Here is a 14,856-nt window from a genome sequence, read left to right on the forward strand (position 1 = left end):
CGCAGTCCCATCGCCTACGAGACAGCACTCGACACAACATCAACTACCCTGGCCCAAGCCGCATAGCCCGTGTCCAAGATTCCGGGTCAAGGCCCAACAGCGGCAGAGGCCAGGGCGGCGCCGAGGTCTTCAACCAGGAGTTGGCCGAGGCTCTCGCCCGTCGGCACAACGTCACGCTGTTCACGGCCAATCCCGACATGCCCGCGCACCAGGGCATACAGCGGACGGTGCACACCCAGCCACCGATGATCGACCCGGGGCCGGGCGCCGAAGGCGAACCGCAGCCGATGAAACGGCGGGACTGGCTCGAAGAACTCGCGGGCCGCGACCCACAGCAGTACGGACTGGAAGACCCCGCGGCCCAGCCGTACGACATCATCATCGGCCACTCGCGTTTCTCCGGGCCGGCCGCCGCCGGGCTGCGCGAGAACTGGTACCAGGACGCGCGCCTGGTGCATTTCCTGCACACGAGCCCCGAGCGGCTTCCGTACGTACGGGGCCTCACTGCCGAGGAGGCCGAAGCCAAGGCTGCCAAGGACTCCGCGATCGAACGCGGTCTGATGGAGCGTTCGGACGTCGTGGCCGGTGTCGGCCCGCTCCTGGCACAGGCGAGCAGGGATCTTTCCGCGGAGGGCGTGAACGTTCCGCACTCCCACGAATTCGTTCCGGGCGCCAAGATCTACGATCCGGTGCGGCACGATCCCGCGCCGGAGACGCTGAACCTCCTGGTCATGGGACGCGTCGGTGACCCTCTCAAGGGCGTGGACGATGCCGCCGCGGCGGTGAGGCGGCTGAACGAGGCCGGTCTCCGGGTCCACCTCACCGTCCGTGGTGTCCGCCATGAGGAGCTTGAGGCTCCTGGGATTCCGAGGATTTCCCCGACCGGCTGCGCGGCACGATCTTCACCGATCCGTTGTTCCGGCTGCAGGAGCGTGACCCGTACCGGCTTGCCTTCTGGCTGCCCGATTCCAGCGGCGGCCCTTTCATCGTCATGTAGTTGACCCTTGCGGTGGGAACGGCTCACGAGGTCTGGGGCGGCGCCACGAACCTGTCCGTGTCGTCCAGATCACGCGGCGACTTTGCCATGAGTCAAGCCAACGGCCGTCATCGTCTAGGGGACTTCCATCCCTGGAGGCCCTATCTCCCAGAGGTCTGGAGCCAGTAAGCCGAGCGGACATCCGCAGACGGGGCGTACGTGGCGCGAACTCAGCTGGGTGTACTCGTCACCACGAGGGACCGGGGCCGCAAGTCGGCCCGTATCCACCTGAACTGGCTGACGTACCACCAGTCAGACGGACTTCGCAGACTGGAGTCACCGCGCGTCTTCCAGCACCAGGCAGGTGGCTTGTCGGAGGTGCTCGAAGTCGTACGCGCCTCCGGGGAGGTCCTCACGCGACGCGGCTTCTCTCCACCAGAACAAGCGCACAAGGACGTCATGAGGTTCTTCATGATCCTGGAACTCGACGACGGCGAGTACATCGTCCGAGTCTCCGACGACGCCAAGACCTCCTGGGGCACCCCTGGGGATCCGCGTGTTCACGCAGCCGTCCCCCTCCCCCACCAGGTCGCCGTCAAGATTGAGGGCAGCTCACCTGTTCAACGCGAAGCCCGCCCCCCAGCCAGAGCCCTACGACCCTGACGACGCCCCCTATCGCCCACCAGGCCCACGTCGGTATCGCGAGATCACGCGTCCGAGGCATCAGTACTGTAGGGAGGCTCCGAATCGTTCGCGGTGGATGCCGTGTCCGTCGGAACGGCTACAACCTCCCGCTGACCAGGGTTGAAGTACCGGGTATCCGTAAGGCGCCAGGTCGCGCCGTCCACCGCGAAGGTGTCGTCGACACGGAGTTGCTCGTAGCGCTCCGTGCCGTCCACTTCGACGACGGCGAGGCGCACTTCGGCCGGCTCCGCACCCGTGGGGCGGGCACTACTCAGCCCGCCGATCCGGCCGCCTCCAACCGTGGTCGTGACCTGCCCGGAGCGGATCACAAGCCCGCCGTGCGGTATTTCCGTCCACGTCATTCGTCGGGGGCCTCCGGAGAGGAGAAATCCTCGGGCGGGGTGTCCGCAACGGGTGCGTCCGCAGGAACAGCAACGGCCGTCCACCTGCCGCCGGCGAAGTGCGCGATGTCCACCAAACGCCAGATCTCCGAGCCCACAGGGAAGGTGTCGTTCAGCTCTAGCCGCTCCTTGTGCTCCGTGCCGTCCGCGTCGACAACGGCCAGCTTCACGCGGGCCGGTCGCGACCCGGTGGCCGACGTGCTGCTCACACCGCCGACCTTTCCTCCTGCGGTCCTGGCGAGCTGTCCGGAGCGGATCACCAACTTGTCCCGCGTCATACGTATCTCCTCTCTAAATACCCCGAGGGAAAGTGTTTCCTCGGTTGTTCGAATGTCCTAGACGAGCGTGCCGAAGAGACCCCGCCCATGGTCGCTGAAGTTCCTGATGAACTCCTCGGTCGACATCTCCTCCGGATCGTTGACACCCCAAGGATTCCGCAAGCGGACCATGCCGTCCTGCGCCCCGACCACCTCGTACACGTGGTTCGGAACCAGCTCGTAGGGCAGTTCTTCTTCGTCTGCTGCCTCGTTGAGCAGGCGCGTTGAGGCCAAAATCGGTTTGCCGTCCGCGAGTTGCTGCTGCATGTAACCCTCCAGAGCGGGGCCGGCGCCCTCGCCCTGCGGGAACCCACGGATGACGCTGTCCCTGCCCGTGAGCTGGGTGAGTATTTCGGTCTGATCCCACACGGTGGACCCTTGGTTGAGCCGCTCGTAGCCGACCGGCGTGGGACCGTCGGGGACGTCCGTGTCCGCCTTCCACTCCGCGTCCCAGTCGTTCGTGCGCTTGTCGTCCCAGGTCTGGTCGACTGCGGCCATCGCCTTCTCCAGCACCGCAGGCCACGCCGCGCCTTCCATCTGCGCGAAGACCGGCGTACTGGGATCGTCCTCGACCACGGGGAGGTCCGGCTCGACGACGAGTTCGATCCGTTGGTCGGTGGCCCGGCAGGTGCCGTCCGCTCCGCGTTGCGTGGCGTAGAGGGTCACCGTGTAGGTGCCGTCGGGGTTCTCCTGGACAGCGTTCTCGATGGCCTCGGGGCGGTGCCCCGCGACCGCCCCGAGCGACGCGATGACACCGCAGTCGTTCAGACTGCCCTGCGCGGTCTGCTCACGCGTGGGCGGGCCGTCGAAGAGCGGCACCTTGCCCTCCGGGGCCTCGTTGATCGGGTCACCGTAGGTCAGCCCTTCGATCTCCTCCCCGTCATCGAAGTACATGTTCTCGATGGACGGACGATCGACCGTCTTCTGGATCTTGTCGCCGGCGTCGCTGGGCTCGCCCGATTCGGCGGATTCCACGGACTCGACAGGCTGTGCGACGTCGGTGGGCGACGAGGGCTCGGCTACCTCCGCAGACTGCGGGGAGTCCGGGGAACCGGCCGAGTCCGGGTACGTTTCCTCCAGTTGCGGACTGGCATAGCCCTCTTCGATATCCGGCTCCTCGGACTCCACGGGCTGCGCAGATTCCTCCGGCTCGACCGGCTCCTCCGACTCAAGGCCTTCCTCGTCGCCTTCGCCGTCCTGCTCGCCAGAGTCCACAGACCCCCAAGAACCCTGCGCCGGGCCAGACGACTCCGCCGACTCCAAGGGCGCCTCCGCCAGCTCTGCGGGATCCTCCGACTGCCCCCACTCGGCGGGCTCGGCAGGCTCGGCAGGCTCAGCGGGCTCGCCCCATTCATCGGCCTCGGCCGGCTCAGCGGGCTCGGCGAACTCAGCAGGCTCAATCGGCTCAGCGGGCTCGGCGAACTCAGCAGGCTCAATCGGCTCCAGTCGCTGGTCGCCAGCCGTGTCGTCGCCCGAGTCGTTGAATGACCCCGCGTCGTCCGGCTCCGTCGGTGCGTCCTTGTTCGCCATCTCCCATGACTGGGGGGCGGCGATCTCCGGCGCGGGCGGATGCTCGGCCCCCTGAAGCTCGCTCACGTGCTGGACTCCTCCATGTCCGCGATCACTCTGTGCCCCCTGTTCATAGCCGCTCTCCCCGCGTCCGCCTCGGCACCCGCTCGAAGCAGGCGAGAACCCGGGCGAACTGCTCAGACCACCCCTCCGACGGATCCGCACACCCGACGATCCGTTCCAGCACGGACGGCGTCGCGAGACGCCCGTGGTAGTAGAGCCGGGTGTTCGTACCCTTCGCCGCCTTGAAACGAGGCTCCGCCCGCGGGCAAGGATCCTGCCCGTCGAGTTGGCCACGCATCATCGCGGCCACATGCTCGGCCAGTTCCTCCGGCGCCGTGGGCGCGCCGACGCGGCTGTGGACCGCGCGGTCGACCGCCTGACCGATCGCGCAGCTCAGCAGACGGCGGTCATGGTCGGTGGCCAGGTACGGGGCGAAGGCCTCTCGCATCGCCTCCCCCGGCAACGGCGTAGTCCACCCCAACAGATGCGCCGCCACAGCCATCTCCGCCCACAACGCGATCCGGAGTTCGGGCTGGTCCATCAACCGCTGCGCCCTGCGCAGGTCGCGGAGGGTGCATGGCTCGGGCGTGCAGCAGGGGCCGCACGCGCGGCTGCGCTCCCCGGTGAGCGTGGCCGCCGACGCCGGCCGGATCGCCCCCGCGTCCTCGCGGTCCGTCCCGTCCCGCATGCGGACCAGCAGGGGATAGTCCATGCCGTCCGTGAAGACGGCCGCTTCGCCCGGCCGCAGGGTGACCAGGTACTCGGACTGGGCCGCCGTGATGTTCATGGTCGCGCCGACCGCCTCGCGGTCGTCCTGGGCGGGGAGACGGTGGACCACCTTGGCGGCGGTGTTCTTGATGACGTCCGGGAGGAGCTTGGAGGGAATCTGGTCGGCGATGACCAGGCCCTCGCCGTACGCCCGGATCTCGGCCAGCAGACCGGCGAACATCTCCACCGCGTGGGCGCTCGCGCCGCCCTCCTCCGAGCGGCGCAGCAGCCGGTGCGCCTCCTCGAAGACGCTCAAGTGCCGCAAGGGGAAGGACAGTCGACGGGTCACGCGCTGTTCCATGCGCAGGAACTCGACGAGCCGGATGAGGATCGTGCCCATCAGGAACGCCTTGTCCTTGTCGTCGCCGACGTCCTCGATCTCGAAGACGACGTTGCGGCGCAGAAGTTCACCGAAGTCGAGCGGACGGCCTCCCTCCAGGAAGCGGCCCGTCGTGCCGAGCCGCAGACTGGCCAGGCGGATCTTGATGAAGCCCCGGACGTTGTCGGCGACCTCCTTGCCGTAGCCGATGTCGGTCACGACCGCGAGGGCTGTGTGCTCCAGGTCCTCGAGGGTGGGGTAGCGGGGCTCGGTGCCGGGGACGAGCGGTTCGCCGAGGGTGAGGTCCCAGCCCAGGTCCTCGTAGCAGCGGGTCAGCGCGGCGCTCAGTACCTGTGGGAACGGTTCCTGCGGGTCGAAGGAGGCCAGGAACAGAGCGCGCACCATGTCGAGGTGCGTCTGGAGGGGGAAGCGCTCGCCGTTCGCGTACGCCGAGGGCTCCAGGGGGTTCAGGCCGGCCGGGAGCGCGTCGGGGTCGCCGGGTTTGATGACGACGACCTCGCTGGTGTCGCCGAGCCGTGCCGACATGAACCGGTACTCGGCCTTGGCCGGCTCCACCACCAGCCACGGGATGCCCGCATGGGTCGCCGCCTCCAGCAGGCCGCGCACGGTCTGGGACTTGCCGCCGCCGGTCGCCCCGCACACGAAGGTGTGCCGGTTGAGGGTGGAGCGGGTCAGTTCCAGGTCGCCCACGGGGCTGCGGTTGCGGTCGAGCACCGACCCGAGCCGGACCGGAGGCGGGGTGTCGGCCGTGGCCGGACGGCCGGTGGTCTCGGGGGTGACGTCGAACTCCGGGCGCAGCGCGAACCGGACGCCCGGTATCTCCTGGGCGGGGGGCCGGGCCAGAGCTGCCAGCAGGTCGGATCCGGCGTGGAAGGGGCACTCCTCGGGGGCGGGGAGAGCGCCGCCGAGCGCCGTGGGCAGGTCCCCGACCCGCCCGGTCGGCCGGAGGGCGTAGGGCAGCCCTTCCAGGTCCGCCGAGGCGCAGACGAGCGCGGCGACACGGGCCGCCTCCTCCGGCGTACGGCCGCCCGCCAGCAGGCGTATCCGCCACAGCCCGGTGGCCGACGCCTTGGCCAGGTCCTTGTGCCGTCGCTCCAACCGGGCGGCGGCGATGGCGTACTCGGGCGAGCCGTCCGCCTTGGACATCGCGCGGCGCTGTTCGTCGGCGATGTCGCCGGTGAGGTCGTCGAGTTCGTCGGCGGGCACCGGTTCGGCGAACACCATCCAGGCGAAGGGCTCCTGCCACACCGCCAGGAGGCAGTCCTCCAGGCTGGGCCGCTGCCGTGCGGCGCCGCTCCCGGTGGCGTTCGGCTCCGCGTCGACGAGCAGCCCGTCGGTCACACCCGCGACGGCGCTCCAGTGCGGGAAGCCGGCGAACAGGGATGCCGCGGTGCCCGTCGGCTGGGCCAGTCCGCGTGCGCCGGCGGGCAGTCGCAGCAGAGCGCTGCCGCCGTCGGCGTCGGTACGACCGCCGAGCAGAGCGCTCCCTCCGACCATCACGTCGATGGGCCGGTCCGCCGCGCGGCGCGCCCACCCCACGAACACCGCTCCGCCCGTCGGGTCGTCGGAGCGCCGTGCGTGATGCGCGGAGACCAGGGCGGCGAGCCGCTGGGCGTGCAGGTCGTCGCCGGGCCCGTGGGGCCGGTCGTCCGTGAGGCGTTGGCGAGGGACCTCTCGCAGCAGGCAGGCGTCCATGTCGAGAAAGCGCTGCCAAGTGCCGCCGTACGGCGTGGTGTTCATGGGGTACGGACCGCTCTCGCTCGCTGATCGGCGCGCAGCCGCGGCCGTTGTGTCTCGACCGGATACGACTGGCCCGCGCGTCCGCGATACCGGGCCGGGCTCACAGGATGTGGACGGTCAGGCCCTTTGCCGTGCCGCTCCAAGGCGGCGCAGGAAGCGGCCCGTTCGCTGACTTCACTCCGGCAAACGGGCGGGCCATCCCAGTTGCCGGAGATGTCCGCCGACGTGAAGAAACGGGCGTCATCGCTGACTTGACCAGAATCGTGCGCAAGCAGTGCGGTTCGCAACGTCTCCCCCGTTGTCGATCTTGCGCCTACACCCTAGAGCCGGTCGTGTCCCAGGCCAAGCCTTGCAACTGTGACTTCGTTCCGGCGGTTCCAACTGGACTCGGGGGGCGAATTCGTGCAGCATGTTTCGGCTGCGAATCAATGACTGGCTGCCGCTTCGGCGGTCACGGGGGCGAGTTCACATCACCAGAGGCGTACGTGCTGCCGCCCTCGGGACGGTCATTCCTCAACTGTCCATATGTGGCTGCCACTTCGGCACACATCCTCCCCAGGGCGGACCCCTTACGTGACGCATCCTGTCGATCCGCACCAACCGGGCCGGCCGGTCGGCCCCGGCCACCCTCCCCAGGGCGACTTCCCCCACGGCTACCCTCCCCCCGGCCAGCCGCACCAGGCGCCGCCCGCGTACCAGGCGCCGCCCGCGTACCAGGCTCCGGATGCACCGCCTGCCATGCCGCCCGCGTACCAGGGTCCGGGTACACCGCCTGCCATGCCGCCGTACGGCGCCCCCGCCCAGCCCCCGCAGGCGTACGCCCCGGGCCCGGCCCACCCGCCTCCGGCACAGCCGCCCTATCAGACAGTTCCGCCCCAACAGGCGGTTCCACCGCAGCAGTTCGCGCCGCCGCCGTATCAGCATCCGTATCCGCAATCGCCCCCGCACGCGCACGCGCACGCGCACCCGCACCCGCACCCGCACCCGCACCCGCACCCGCACCCGCCGCAACAACCCCATCAGCACTATCCGGCGCCCCCACAGGCGCCTCAACAGCCGTACAGCACCCCGCAGATGTCACCCCAGGCACCCCAGGCACCCCACCACCCGCTGTACGCGGCTCCGCAGGCACCGCTTCCGCAGGCGCCCCAGCCCGTGCACTACGCACCGCCACCGCCCCCACCACCTGTGCCCGCCCCCGTATCGGCCACCCCCGGTGCCGAGTTCTCCGGCGCCTACGCTCCAGGGGGCACCCCCGAGGTTCGCCGCGGAGCCGACTCCTCCTCCGTGACCACCCTGCTGCTCAACATCCCCCTCTTCCTGGGCAGCCTGCTGGTGATGTTCCTGATTTCGCTGTCCATGCCGAGCGGTGTGGACGTGGCGTTCGTCGTCGCGTGGCTCGCATCGGGTGCCCTGGTGTTCAACCGGCCGACCGAACGCGGCCTGGCGAAGCTGTACTTCAAGATGCGTGAACCCCTGGGCAGCGAACTCGCCGTGCTCCAGCCGATCTGGTACGAGGTCACCCAACGGGCCGGCGTCGACGGGTCCAAGTACGACCTGTGGATGGAGGACACCGACGAGCTGAACGCCTCCGCCGCCGCGGGCCACATCGTCGGGGTCACGCGCGGCGCCATGCGCAGCCTCCCGCCCCAGCAACTGGCCGCCGTGCTCGCCCACGAGCTGGGCCATCATGTCGGCGGCCACGCGTGGGCCGGGCTGCTCGGCCACTGGTACGCCGTGCCCGCCCGACTCGTCATGAGCGCTCTGCGGCTCGTGATCCGTGTCCTCGCCGCGATCTCCGAGATCCTCGCGGGGCTCTTCGTGCTGTTCCTCGGCGTACTGGCCATCGCCCTGCTCTTCACCTTCCCGGCCGCGTTGGCCCTCTACGCCGTACCGTTCCTGCTCGCCTGGTCCGGGCGCCAGGGTGAGCTGCGGGCCGACCGGTTCGCGGGCCTGATCGGCTACGGTCCGCTCCTGGTCTCCGTGTTCACCGGGTGGCACGCGGCGGGAGCCGACGACGACCGCCGCAAGCAGCGAACGATGGCGCGCCTCATGTCCACACATCCGCCGCTGCACAAGCGCATACGCGCGATCGAGACCTTCGTCGCCTGACCGGCCTGGAGCCCTCCCATGACGATCGAGAACACCGAGGCCGGGCAGCTCGGCCCGTATCAAAGACTGTTCGACGCCGGCCAGCGCGTCGGTTGGACCTACCGCGACCCCGAGTCGCTCCGTCAGCCGTTCGTCGAAGCCGAGCCGCAGCGCACGGAGCTGGACGGCAGCTACGAGAACCGTGTGCAGGCCGCCAGGCTGGACCGCAAGGACCGCATCAGCTCCGCGCTGAGGATCGGCATCGTCGTCGCCGTGGTGTTCTACCTGCTGAGCCTGGTCTTCACGGTGATGCTCACCATCGGCGGTGTCATCGTCGGCATCCTGGTGGTGCGCGCCCTCTACGCCTCGTTGCGGTACACCGCCGCCACCCGTGCCCGCACCGCCCAGACGAAGGCGCTGGAGGAACGTTTCCAACACGACTGGCAGTCGTGGCACCAACGCTGGACACTCCACGAGGCCCAGCAGACGCAGTGGATCGCCGGCCTGGACGCCTGGGGCGCGCTGCCCTTCGGAGCGGGCACCCGACGACTGGACGTCTTCGGCGGCAGCCAGCGCGGTCGCGAGGGCTTCCTCACGGTCTTCGGCGCTTCGACGCTGCGCCAGCGGCCGCTGATCGTGCTGGACCTGACCCAGGCCCTGGTGTGCCGTGAGCTGTCCGTGCTCGCCGAGGCGGGCGGCGTGCCCGTGGACGTGCAGCTGCTGCCCAGCCGTATGGCGGAGAGCGGCATCGTGAGCGGGCTCGCGCCGCACGAACTGGTGCAGGCCCTGGTCGAGGCCATCCACGGAGACAGCCCCGAATCGGCCCGGGCCGATCGTGCCGTCTACACCCGGATCCTCACCCAACTGTGCGGCGCGCTGGGCGAGGACGTGTCCCTGGCACGGCTCGGTGCCGGGCTGCGCGTCCTGGTGGGTGAGACCGACGACGCCAAGGCGCTGAGCAGGGAGGAGCGCAACCGCATCGCGGACGATCTGTTCAGCGACAAGAACAAGGACCAGATGCGGGACAGCCTCATCCGGCTGGCGTCCTTCGTGCACCCGCTGGAGCAGCTGGGAACGGCCCGTGAGGGGCGTGGGCCCGGCTATCTGACGTGCGTCGCGCTGGACTTCGGCGCGGGTTCGGCGAGCGCGGAACTGCTGGCCGACCTCGCCCTGCAGAGCGTGATGCGGCGGCTCTCCTCGTTCCAGGAGGAGGCCCCGTGTGTCGTCGTGATGCTCGGCGAGCAGGGCCTCCAGCGACGTCACCTCGAACAACTGGCCCAGCTGTGCGAGCGCAGGGGCGCCCAACTCACCCTCGTGCACTCACATTTGCGCGATTCCGGGCAGGAGCTCATCGGCGGTGGAACGGTCGCCTTCATGCGGCTCGGCAACCACCAGGAGGCCACGGTCGCCGCCGACTTCCTGGGCCGCCACCACTCCTTCGTCCTGCACTCGCTGACGGACACCGAGGGCCGGACCGTCAACACCTCCGTCGCCAAGACGATCGGCTCCTCCGTCAGCCGCGGCACCACCACCAGCCACTCGGAGACCTACGGCCGGAACTGGGGCAGCAGCAGTTCCACGACCTACCAGGGCTGGTTCAACCCGCTCTCGACGTCGGACTCCACCAACTCCGGCGGCAGCTACAGCGAGACGACCGGCACCTCCACGAGCGTCACCCACTCCACGAACGAGTCCACCACCCGTACGACCGGCGACAGTGACAGCACGAGCCTGGCGACCGGGCGGCAGCGCGTCTACGAGTACGCCCTCGAACCCACGCAGCTCCAGTCGCTCGCCGAGTTCAACCTGCTGGTGGTGGAACGGCAGCCCGGCGGCGCCGTCCAGGTGCACGCCGGCGACTGCAACCCCAACGTCGTCCTCCTGGACCGGGTGAGCACGCAGCCGCTGCCCCGCTTCGACACACCGCCGCAGTACATCCCCGCTCCCGCCATCACCGCCGATCAGGCGTATGTCGCTCCGCAGCAGCCGTACGCGCCCGTACAGCCCGCTGTGGCTCCCCCACAGCCGTACGCCGGGGCACCTCAGCAGCCGTACGCTCCGGCGGCTCCGCAGGCCCAGTGGATGCCCCCGGTCCAGCCGCCCCAGCCGCCGAGCGGCTGGACACAGGGGCCGCCGCCGAACTGGCCCGGACAGTAGGCCGGATGGGAAGCAAGCGCCGAAGGACGAGGTACATCTCATGGCCCACCTGATCGCCGGCCGCAGCCCACAGCAGGTGCTCGACGAGTTGCTCGCGCTCAAGATCAGCGGCTGGCCCGGCCGCTGGTCCGCGATGCCGGAGGACGAGGAGGACCTGAAGCAGTGGTACGGGGGGCTCAGCTGGGAGCCCCTCTGGCACCAAAGCCACCTGCAGTACGTGCGTACGGCACCCGGGGGACGCTTCCGTTTCCTCCGCCAAGGAACCGGCAGGCAGCCGATCACCTCCATCAGCTCGACCATATGGGCGGTCCGCGGAGAGACTCTCGACGAGAACCCACGTCTGCGCGAGCTAGCCTTCGAGCGTGCGCGGGCCTACGCGGAAGCCATCACCGCAGAGTTGGGAACCGCCCAGGGGCAGGGCGCGGGGGCTCCCTCGACTTCCCCGTGGTGCCACAGCACCATCCCCGAAGCGGCACACCAAAACCGCAACGCCTTGCGCTGTGGCACCTGGACGGCCTGGGATCACCGCTGATCGAACTCACCGTGTTGCTCGACATGGGCTCCGAGGAACGGCCTTATCTCGCGAACACGCGGATCGAACTGCACTGCCACCGCGCAGAGGATCACCGGTGACACGGACTTCGAGAATCTTCGAGAAGGTTTACGCGAAAGGTGACAGGTAGTGGCGACCGCGCGAGGTAATCGGACTCCCGCCCAACTGGCCGAAGATCTCCGGACACTCGACCGTGTGCACTGGCCCACGGTCTGGGCAGGACCGCCCGCTCCGGGCCGCCCGCTGGAGGACTGGTGCACCCAGTTCGGCTGGAAGCCGCAGTCCGCCGAGTGGGTTCTGGACGTCACCGGTTCCACCGGCCAGGGCATGTGTCTCTACCCCGTCGCGGAGCGTGGTTGGGCGCCGGTGAAGCTCGTCAGCTGGACCCCTTGGGCGCTGAGCGCCGACCACACCTCCGAGAACGACGCCGTCCTCGACCGGGCGGCCGACGCCTGGAGCGCTTTCGAAGCGGCCCTCCGGCCGATCCTCGGTGAGCCGGAGTACTCGGGCGCCTGGGACGACCCTGACTTCCCCGAGCCCTGGCACGAGCACCACTGGCTCATGCCTCGCGATCTACGGCTGGAGGACATGAGCCCCTACCGGATGACGATCTGGCGGGAGCGCCATCCCGAGGACCGCATCACCGTCCTCAAGGTGAACCTGGGCCCCGCACCCGAACCGGGCGAACTGCGAAGGCCTTTGATCAACGTCATCTGCCGCCCACCCGAGATCTGATCCGTACGACATCGCGGCGCAGCGGTCAGATGACGCGGGGTGTGGCCGGGCGCCAGATGCGCAGGTCGAGCTGCGCGGCTTCGCCCTCGTAGCTCCGCTCCAGGAATCCGCCCTGCATGAGGAGCCCGATGGCGGGAGCGGGCTCGCCCGCCGAGGGCCATATCGCCACCCAGCGAGTGTCGACAGGGAAGCGCAGGCCCTGGCTCTGGCTCTTCCACTCCTTCGGATACCCCGATCTGTGGGGGGAACCGCAGTACCCGGGTTCGCCCAGGATCTCGGTGGCGGCCGCCATGCAGTCCGTCCACAGGGTTTCGGCGGGGTCGAGCACGTTCCTGTGGTGACGGGACGAGGGCCTGGAGCTGATCCTCCAGAGCTTTGCCTCCAGCCAGTTCACACGAGCGGGGTAGCGGAGCACCGGGGGCAACCACAGCGATAGGCCTTCCCCTGTGGCGTACTGGTGAAGAGGCAGTGTTCTGGCTGTGCGCTATTCGCCCGTAGCGGTACTCAGGCTCGGAACTCGAAACGCAGAGCGTCGATGGCATGCCACCAGCCGCTGATTGGCTCTCGACCGGGAACGGCGCGCCCGGGAAACTGCGGACTTCTGATGCCGTGCTTGAAGGAGTTGTGATGCAGGTAGCCGTGGTCACCTTCGACGGGTTCAACGAGCTCGACAGCTTCATAGCTTCCGCGCTGATCAACCGGTGCCGTAAGGAAGGCTTGGAAGCCTTCATCACAACACCGACGCTGGCGGTCAAGTCCATGAACGGCGTCGAGGTGACCGGGCAGCGACCGATGGAGTTCGTGACCGAAGCCGACGTCGTGCTGATCGGCAGCGGAGTGAATACGCGAGATGTGGTCGCCGACGACCGGCTGATCTCCCGGCTGCCGCTCGACCCTTCGCGACAGCTGATCGGTGCGCAGTGCTCCGGAGCGCTGGTGCTCGCCAGGCTCGGGTTGCTCAAGGGCATGCCGACTTGCACAGACATGAAGAGCCGGCCGTACGTCGAAGCCTGTGACGTCACAGTGCTGGACGCGCCGTTCCATGCCGAGGGGAATATCGCTACGGCGGGCGGCTGCCTGGCGTCTCAGTATCTCGCCACCTGGGTGATCACCCGGGTACTCGGGGAGGACGCCGCGCGCGCCGTCATCGACTACGTGGCTCCGGTCGGCGAGAATCAGGAAACCGTCGAGCGCGCCATGCATGTCGTCCACGCGGGCGTGGTTGCACTGCGCTGACGCCTGGCAATCAGCATTTCGGGGCCGCTTGCAATCACGACGACGGCTCTTGAGCGCATTGAGGGCGCGGCGTTGTCTGAGGTACTCGTGAGCCGTGGACGCGGCGAAACAAGCGGAGGGCCAGGACCTGCTGTCCTCTCTGGTTGGCCGTCAGCTTGACTTCCTCTGCGTTGTTTCGGCGAAGGCCAGGCCTTGCAGGGCGAGTCGTTGCGTTTCGTATCGGCCTTCGGTGGTGGCCTCCACGTCGAACCCGTGCGTGACCTGCGGTGGGTAGCCGATGAGTTCGAGCGCCCGGCTGGGCAGCGCCTGCTGGGACGCCTCTTCCGACTCCCACAACAGAACGGCTCCCCACCGGTTGGTGTCCGGATCGGAGAGCCACATCTTGAAGCGAAGCCCAGGCACTTCGGAGAACGCGGCGACGGATTCCTCACGCAGGTACTCACGCATGGACTCGATGGTCTGTCCGGAGGCGGACAGGTCCCACCAAACGATGTCGGCACGCATGGCACTCCTTCCTTTCGAGAACGAAATCCGGCTGTCGGCCGGCCACGGGCCCGCGGTTACGGCACGATGCAGGTGACGAGGTCACAGGCGGTCCAGGCGCTGTGGAGGGTGGGGCGGCCAGGGCCCGAGGGCAGGCAACTCCTCCGCCGCCACCGGTGACACCACGGGCGTACGTCCGGCCAGCCAGGCCGCCAGGTCGCGCACGCCTCCGGAAACCACCGTGCCCGGCGGCCCGTCGCCGACGGACCACTGGCGGCCCACGTCCTCGGCACGGACGCGTGTGCCTGCCGGAAGGCGGCTGAGGAGGAAGTCGATGGCGTGTGCGGCCATGTCCTCGGGCCAGTCGTCCGGCCGCACGCCGAGTTCCAGATCGACCATGTGGATCCATGCCTCGCGCCAGCGTGCGAAGACGGTTGCGGCGAGGTTCGCGTTGCGGAACGTTACCGGACGGCTCCAGTCCACGTCGGTGGCGCGTGCCCAGGATGCCTCCAGCCCGGCCGTGTGCGCGGCGAGTTGCGCGCGCTGCTCGGCTGCGCTGCGCCCAGCCGTCGCCTCGATGATCGCGTTGCGCTCATCGACCCCGCCGTCGTAGCCCGCTACGAGTTCACCGCGCAGGGCATGTTCCGCGAGACGGGCGAACATTCTCGCGTTGTCGGTGAGATGCGCGAGGACGTGGCCGCGTGACCAGCCCGGAAGGGCGGATGCCTCGGCGACCTGCTGGTCGCTCAGTCCGGCCACGAGCCTTTCCAGCGTCCGGTGGGCTTCGATCACAGCTGCGACAG

13 protein-coding genes are annotated in these 14,856 nt (G+C 69.0%); 6 read left to right on the top strand and 7 right to left on the bottom strand.

Annotation, left to right across the window (positions count from 1 at the left end; all coding sequences use genetic code 11):
* The first annotated feature begins 62 nt into the window (after positions 1-62).
* A complete protein-coding gene (locus tag ACZ52C_RS09580) occupies positions 63-1,001 on the top strand; it encodes a glycosyltransferase (RefSeq protein WP_469074777.1) in 939 nt (312 codons plus the stop codon).
* A gap of 682 nt (positions 1,002-1,683) precedes the next feature.
* On the opposite strand, the gene ACZ52C_RS09585 is transcribed toward ACZ52C_RS09580, so the two are convergent.
* The 4 genes from ACZ52C_RS09585 to ACZ52C_RS09600 are packed head-to-tail and all read right to left on the bottom strand — an operon-like array spanning position 1,684 to position 6,798.
* Entirely contained in the window at positions 1,684-2,022 is a 339-nt protein-coding gene (locus ACZ52C_RS09585; protein WP_469074194.1) for a DUF6406 domain-containing protein, read from the bottom strand.
* Complete coding sequence (locus ACZ52C_RS09590) at positions 2,019-2,339, bottom strand: DUF6406 domain-containing protein (RefSeq protein WP_469074195.1); 321 nt, start codon at positions 2,337-2,339, stop codon at positions 2,019-2,021. Before ACZ52C_RS09590 ends, ACZ52C_RS09585 begins: the two co-directional genes overlap by 4 nt.
* Before the next feature lie 57 nt (positions 2,340-2,396).
* The gene (locus tag ACZ52C_RS09595; protein ID WP_469074196.1) at positions 2,397-3,974 is read right to left on the bottom strand and encodes a calpain family cysteine peptidase; all 1,578 of its coding nucleotides are present in this window, start codon (positions 3,972-3,974) and stop codon (positions 2,397-2,399) included.
* A gap of 43 nt (positions 3,975-4,017) precedes the next feature.
* On the bottom strand, positions 4,018-6,798 hold the full coding sequence (locus tag ACZ52C_RS09600) for an ATP-binding protein (RefSeq protein ID WP_469074197.1): 2,781 nt from the start codon (positions 6,796-6,798) through the stop codon (positions 4,018-4,020).
* Positions 6,799-7,872: 1,074 nt separating this feature from the next.
* Here ACZ52C_RS09600 and ACZ52C_RS09605 point away from each other — a divergent pair.
* From ACZ52C_RS09605 to ACZ52C_RS09620, 4 genes are all read left to right on the top strand, one after another.
* Entirely contained in the window at positions 7,873-8,910 is a 1,038-nt protein-coding gene (locus ACZ52C_RS09605; protein ID WP_469074198.1) for a M48 family metalloprotease, read from the top strand.
* An 18-nt stretch (positions 8,911-8,928) separates the two neighbouring features.
* A complete protein-coding gene (locus tag ACZ52C_RS09610) occupies positions 8,929-11,046 on the top strand; it encodes a hypothetical protein (protein ID WP_469074199.1) in 2,118 nt (705 codons plus the stop codon).
* A 40-nt stretch (positions 11,047-11,086) separates the two neighbouring features.
* On the top strand, positions 11,087-11,578 hold the full coding sequence (locus tag ACZ52C_RS09615; RefSeq protein ID WP_469074200.1) for a hypothetical protein: 492 nt from the start codon (positions 11,087-11,089) through the stop codon (positions 11,576-11,578).
* A 216-nt stretch (positions 11,579-11,794) separates the two neighbouring features.
* Positions 11,795-12,334: a hypothetical protein gene (locus tag ACZ52C_RS09620; protein WP_469074201.1), complete on the top strand. Its 540-nt coding sequence runs from the start codon at positions 11,795-11,797 to the stop codon at positions 12,332-12,334.
* Between the two features lie 25 nt (positions 12,335-12,359).
* On the opposite strand, the gene ACZ52C_RS09625 is transcribed toward ACZ52C_RS09620, so the two are convergent.
* On the bottom strand, positions 12,360-12,662 hold the full coding sequence (locus ACZ52C_RS09625; RefSeq protein WP_469074202.1) for a hypothetical protein: 303 nt from the start codon (positions 12,660-12,662) through the stop codon (positions 12,360-12,362).
* Positions 12,663-12,961: 299 nt separating this feature from the next.
* Between ACZ52C_RS09625 and ACZ52C_RS09630 the strand changes: the two genes are divergently transcribed.
* The gene (locus ACZ52C_RS09630) at positions 12,962-13,570 is read left to right on the top strand and encodes a DJ-1/PfpI family protein (protein WP_469074203.1); all 609 of its coding nucleotides are present in this window, start codon (positions 12,962-12,964) and stop codon (positions 13,568-13,570) included.
* A 150-nt stretch (positions 13,571-13,720) separates the two neighbouring features.
* Here ACZ52C_RS09630 and ACZ52C_RS09635 read toward each other — a convergent pair whose 3' ends face one another.
* Positions 13,721-14,074, bottom strand: a complete 354-nt coding sequence (locus ACZ52C_RS09635) for a hypothetical protein (protein ID WP_048585354.1) — start codon at positions 14,072-14,074, stop codon at positions 13,721-13,723.
* 81 nt (positions 14,075-14,155) lie between these two features.
* Positions 14,156-14,845: a maleylpyruvate isomerase family mycothiol-dependent enzyme gene (locus ACZ52C_RS09640; RefSeq protein ID WP_469074204.1), complete on the bottom strand. Its 690-nt coding sequence runs from the start codon at positions 14,843-14,845 to the stop codon at positions 14,156-14,158.
* Between the last annotated feature and the right edge of the window lie 11 nt (positions 14,846-14,856).

Source organism: Streptomyces sp. NPDC034049 (genome assembly GCF_055575575.1).

Coding starts and splice junctions, on each gene's coding strand:
- ACZ52C_RS09585 (WP_469074194.1), bottom strand. CDS start 2,022: ATGACGTGGACGGAAATACCGCACGGCGGGCTTGTGATCCGCTCCGGG.
- ACZ52C_RS09590 (WP_469074195.1), bottom strand. CDS start 2,339: ATGACGCGGGACAAGTTGGTGATCCGCTCCGGACAGCTCGCCAGGACC.
- ACZ52C_RS09600 (WP_469074197.1), bottom strand. CDS start 6,798: ATGAACACCACGCCGTACGGCGGCACTTGGCAGCGCTTTCTCGACATG.
- ACZ52C_RS09605 (WP_469074198.1), top strand. CDS start 7,873: ATGTCACCCCAGGCACCCCAGGCACCCCACCACCCGCTGTACGCGGCT.
- ACZ52C_RS09610 (WP_469074199.1), top strand. CDS start 8,929: ATGACGATCGAGAACACCGAGGCCGGGCAGCTCGGCCCGTATCAAAGA.
- ACZ52C_RS09615 (WP_469074200.1), top strand. CDS start 11,087: ATGGCCCACCTGATCGCCGGCCGCAGCCCACAGCAGGTGCTCGACGAG.
- ACZ52C_RS09630 (WP_469074203.1), top strand. CDS start 12,962: ATGCAGGTAGCCGTGGTCACCTTCGACGGGTTCAACGAGCTCGACAGC.
- ACZ52C_RS09635 (WP_048585354.1), bottom strand. CDS start 14,074: ATGCGTGCCGACATCGTTTGGTGGGACCTGTCCGCCTCCGGACAGACC.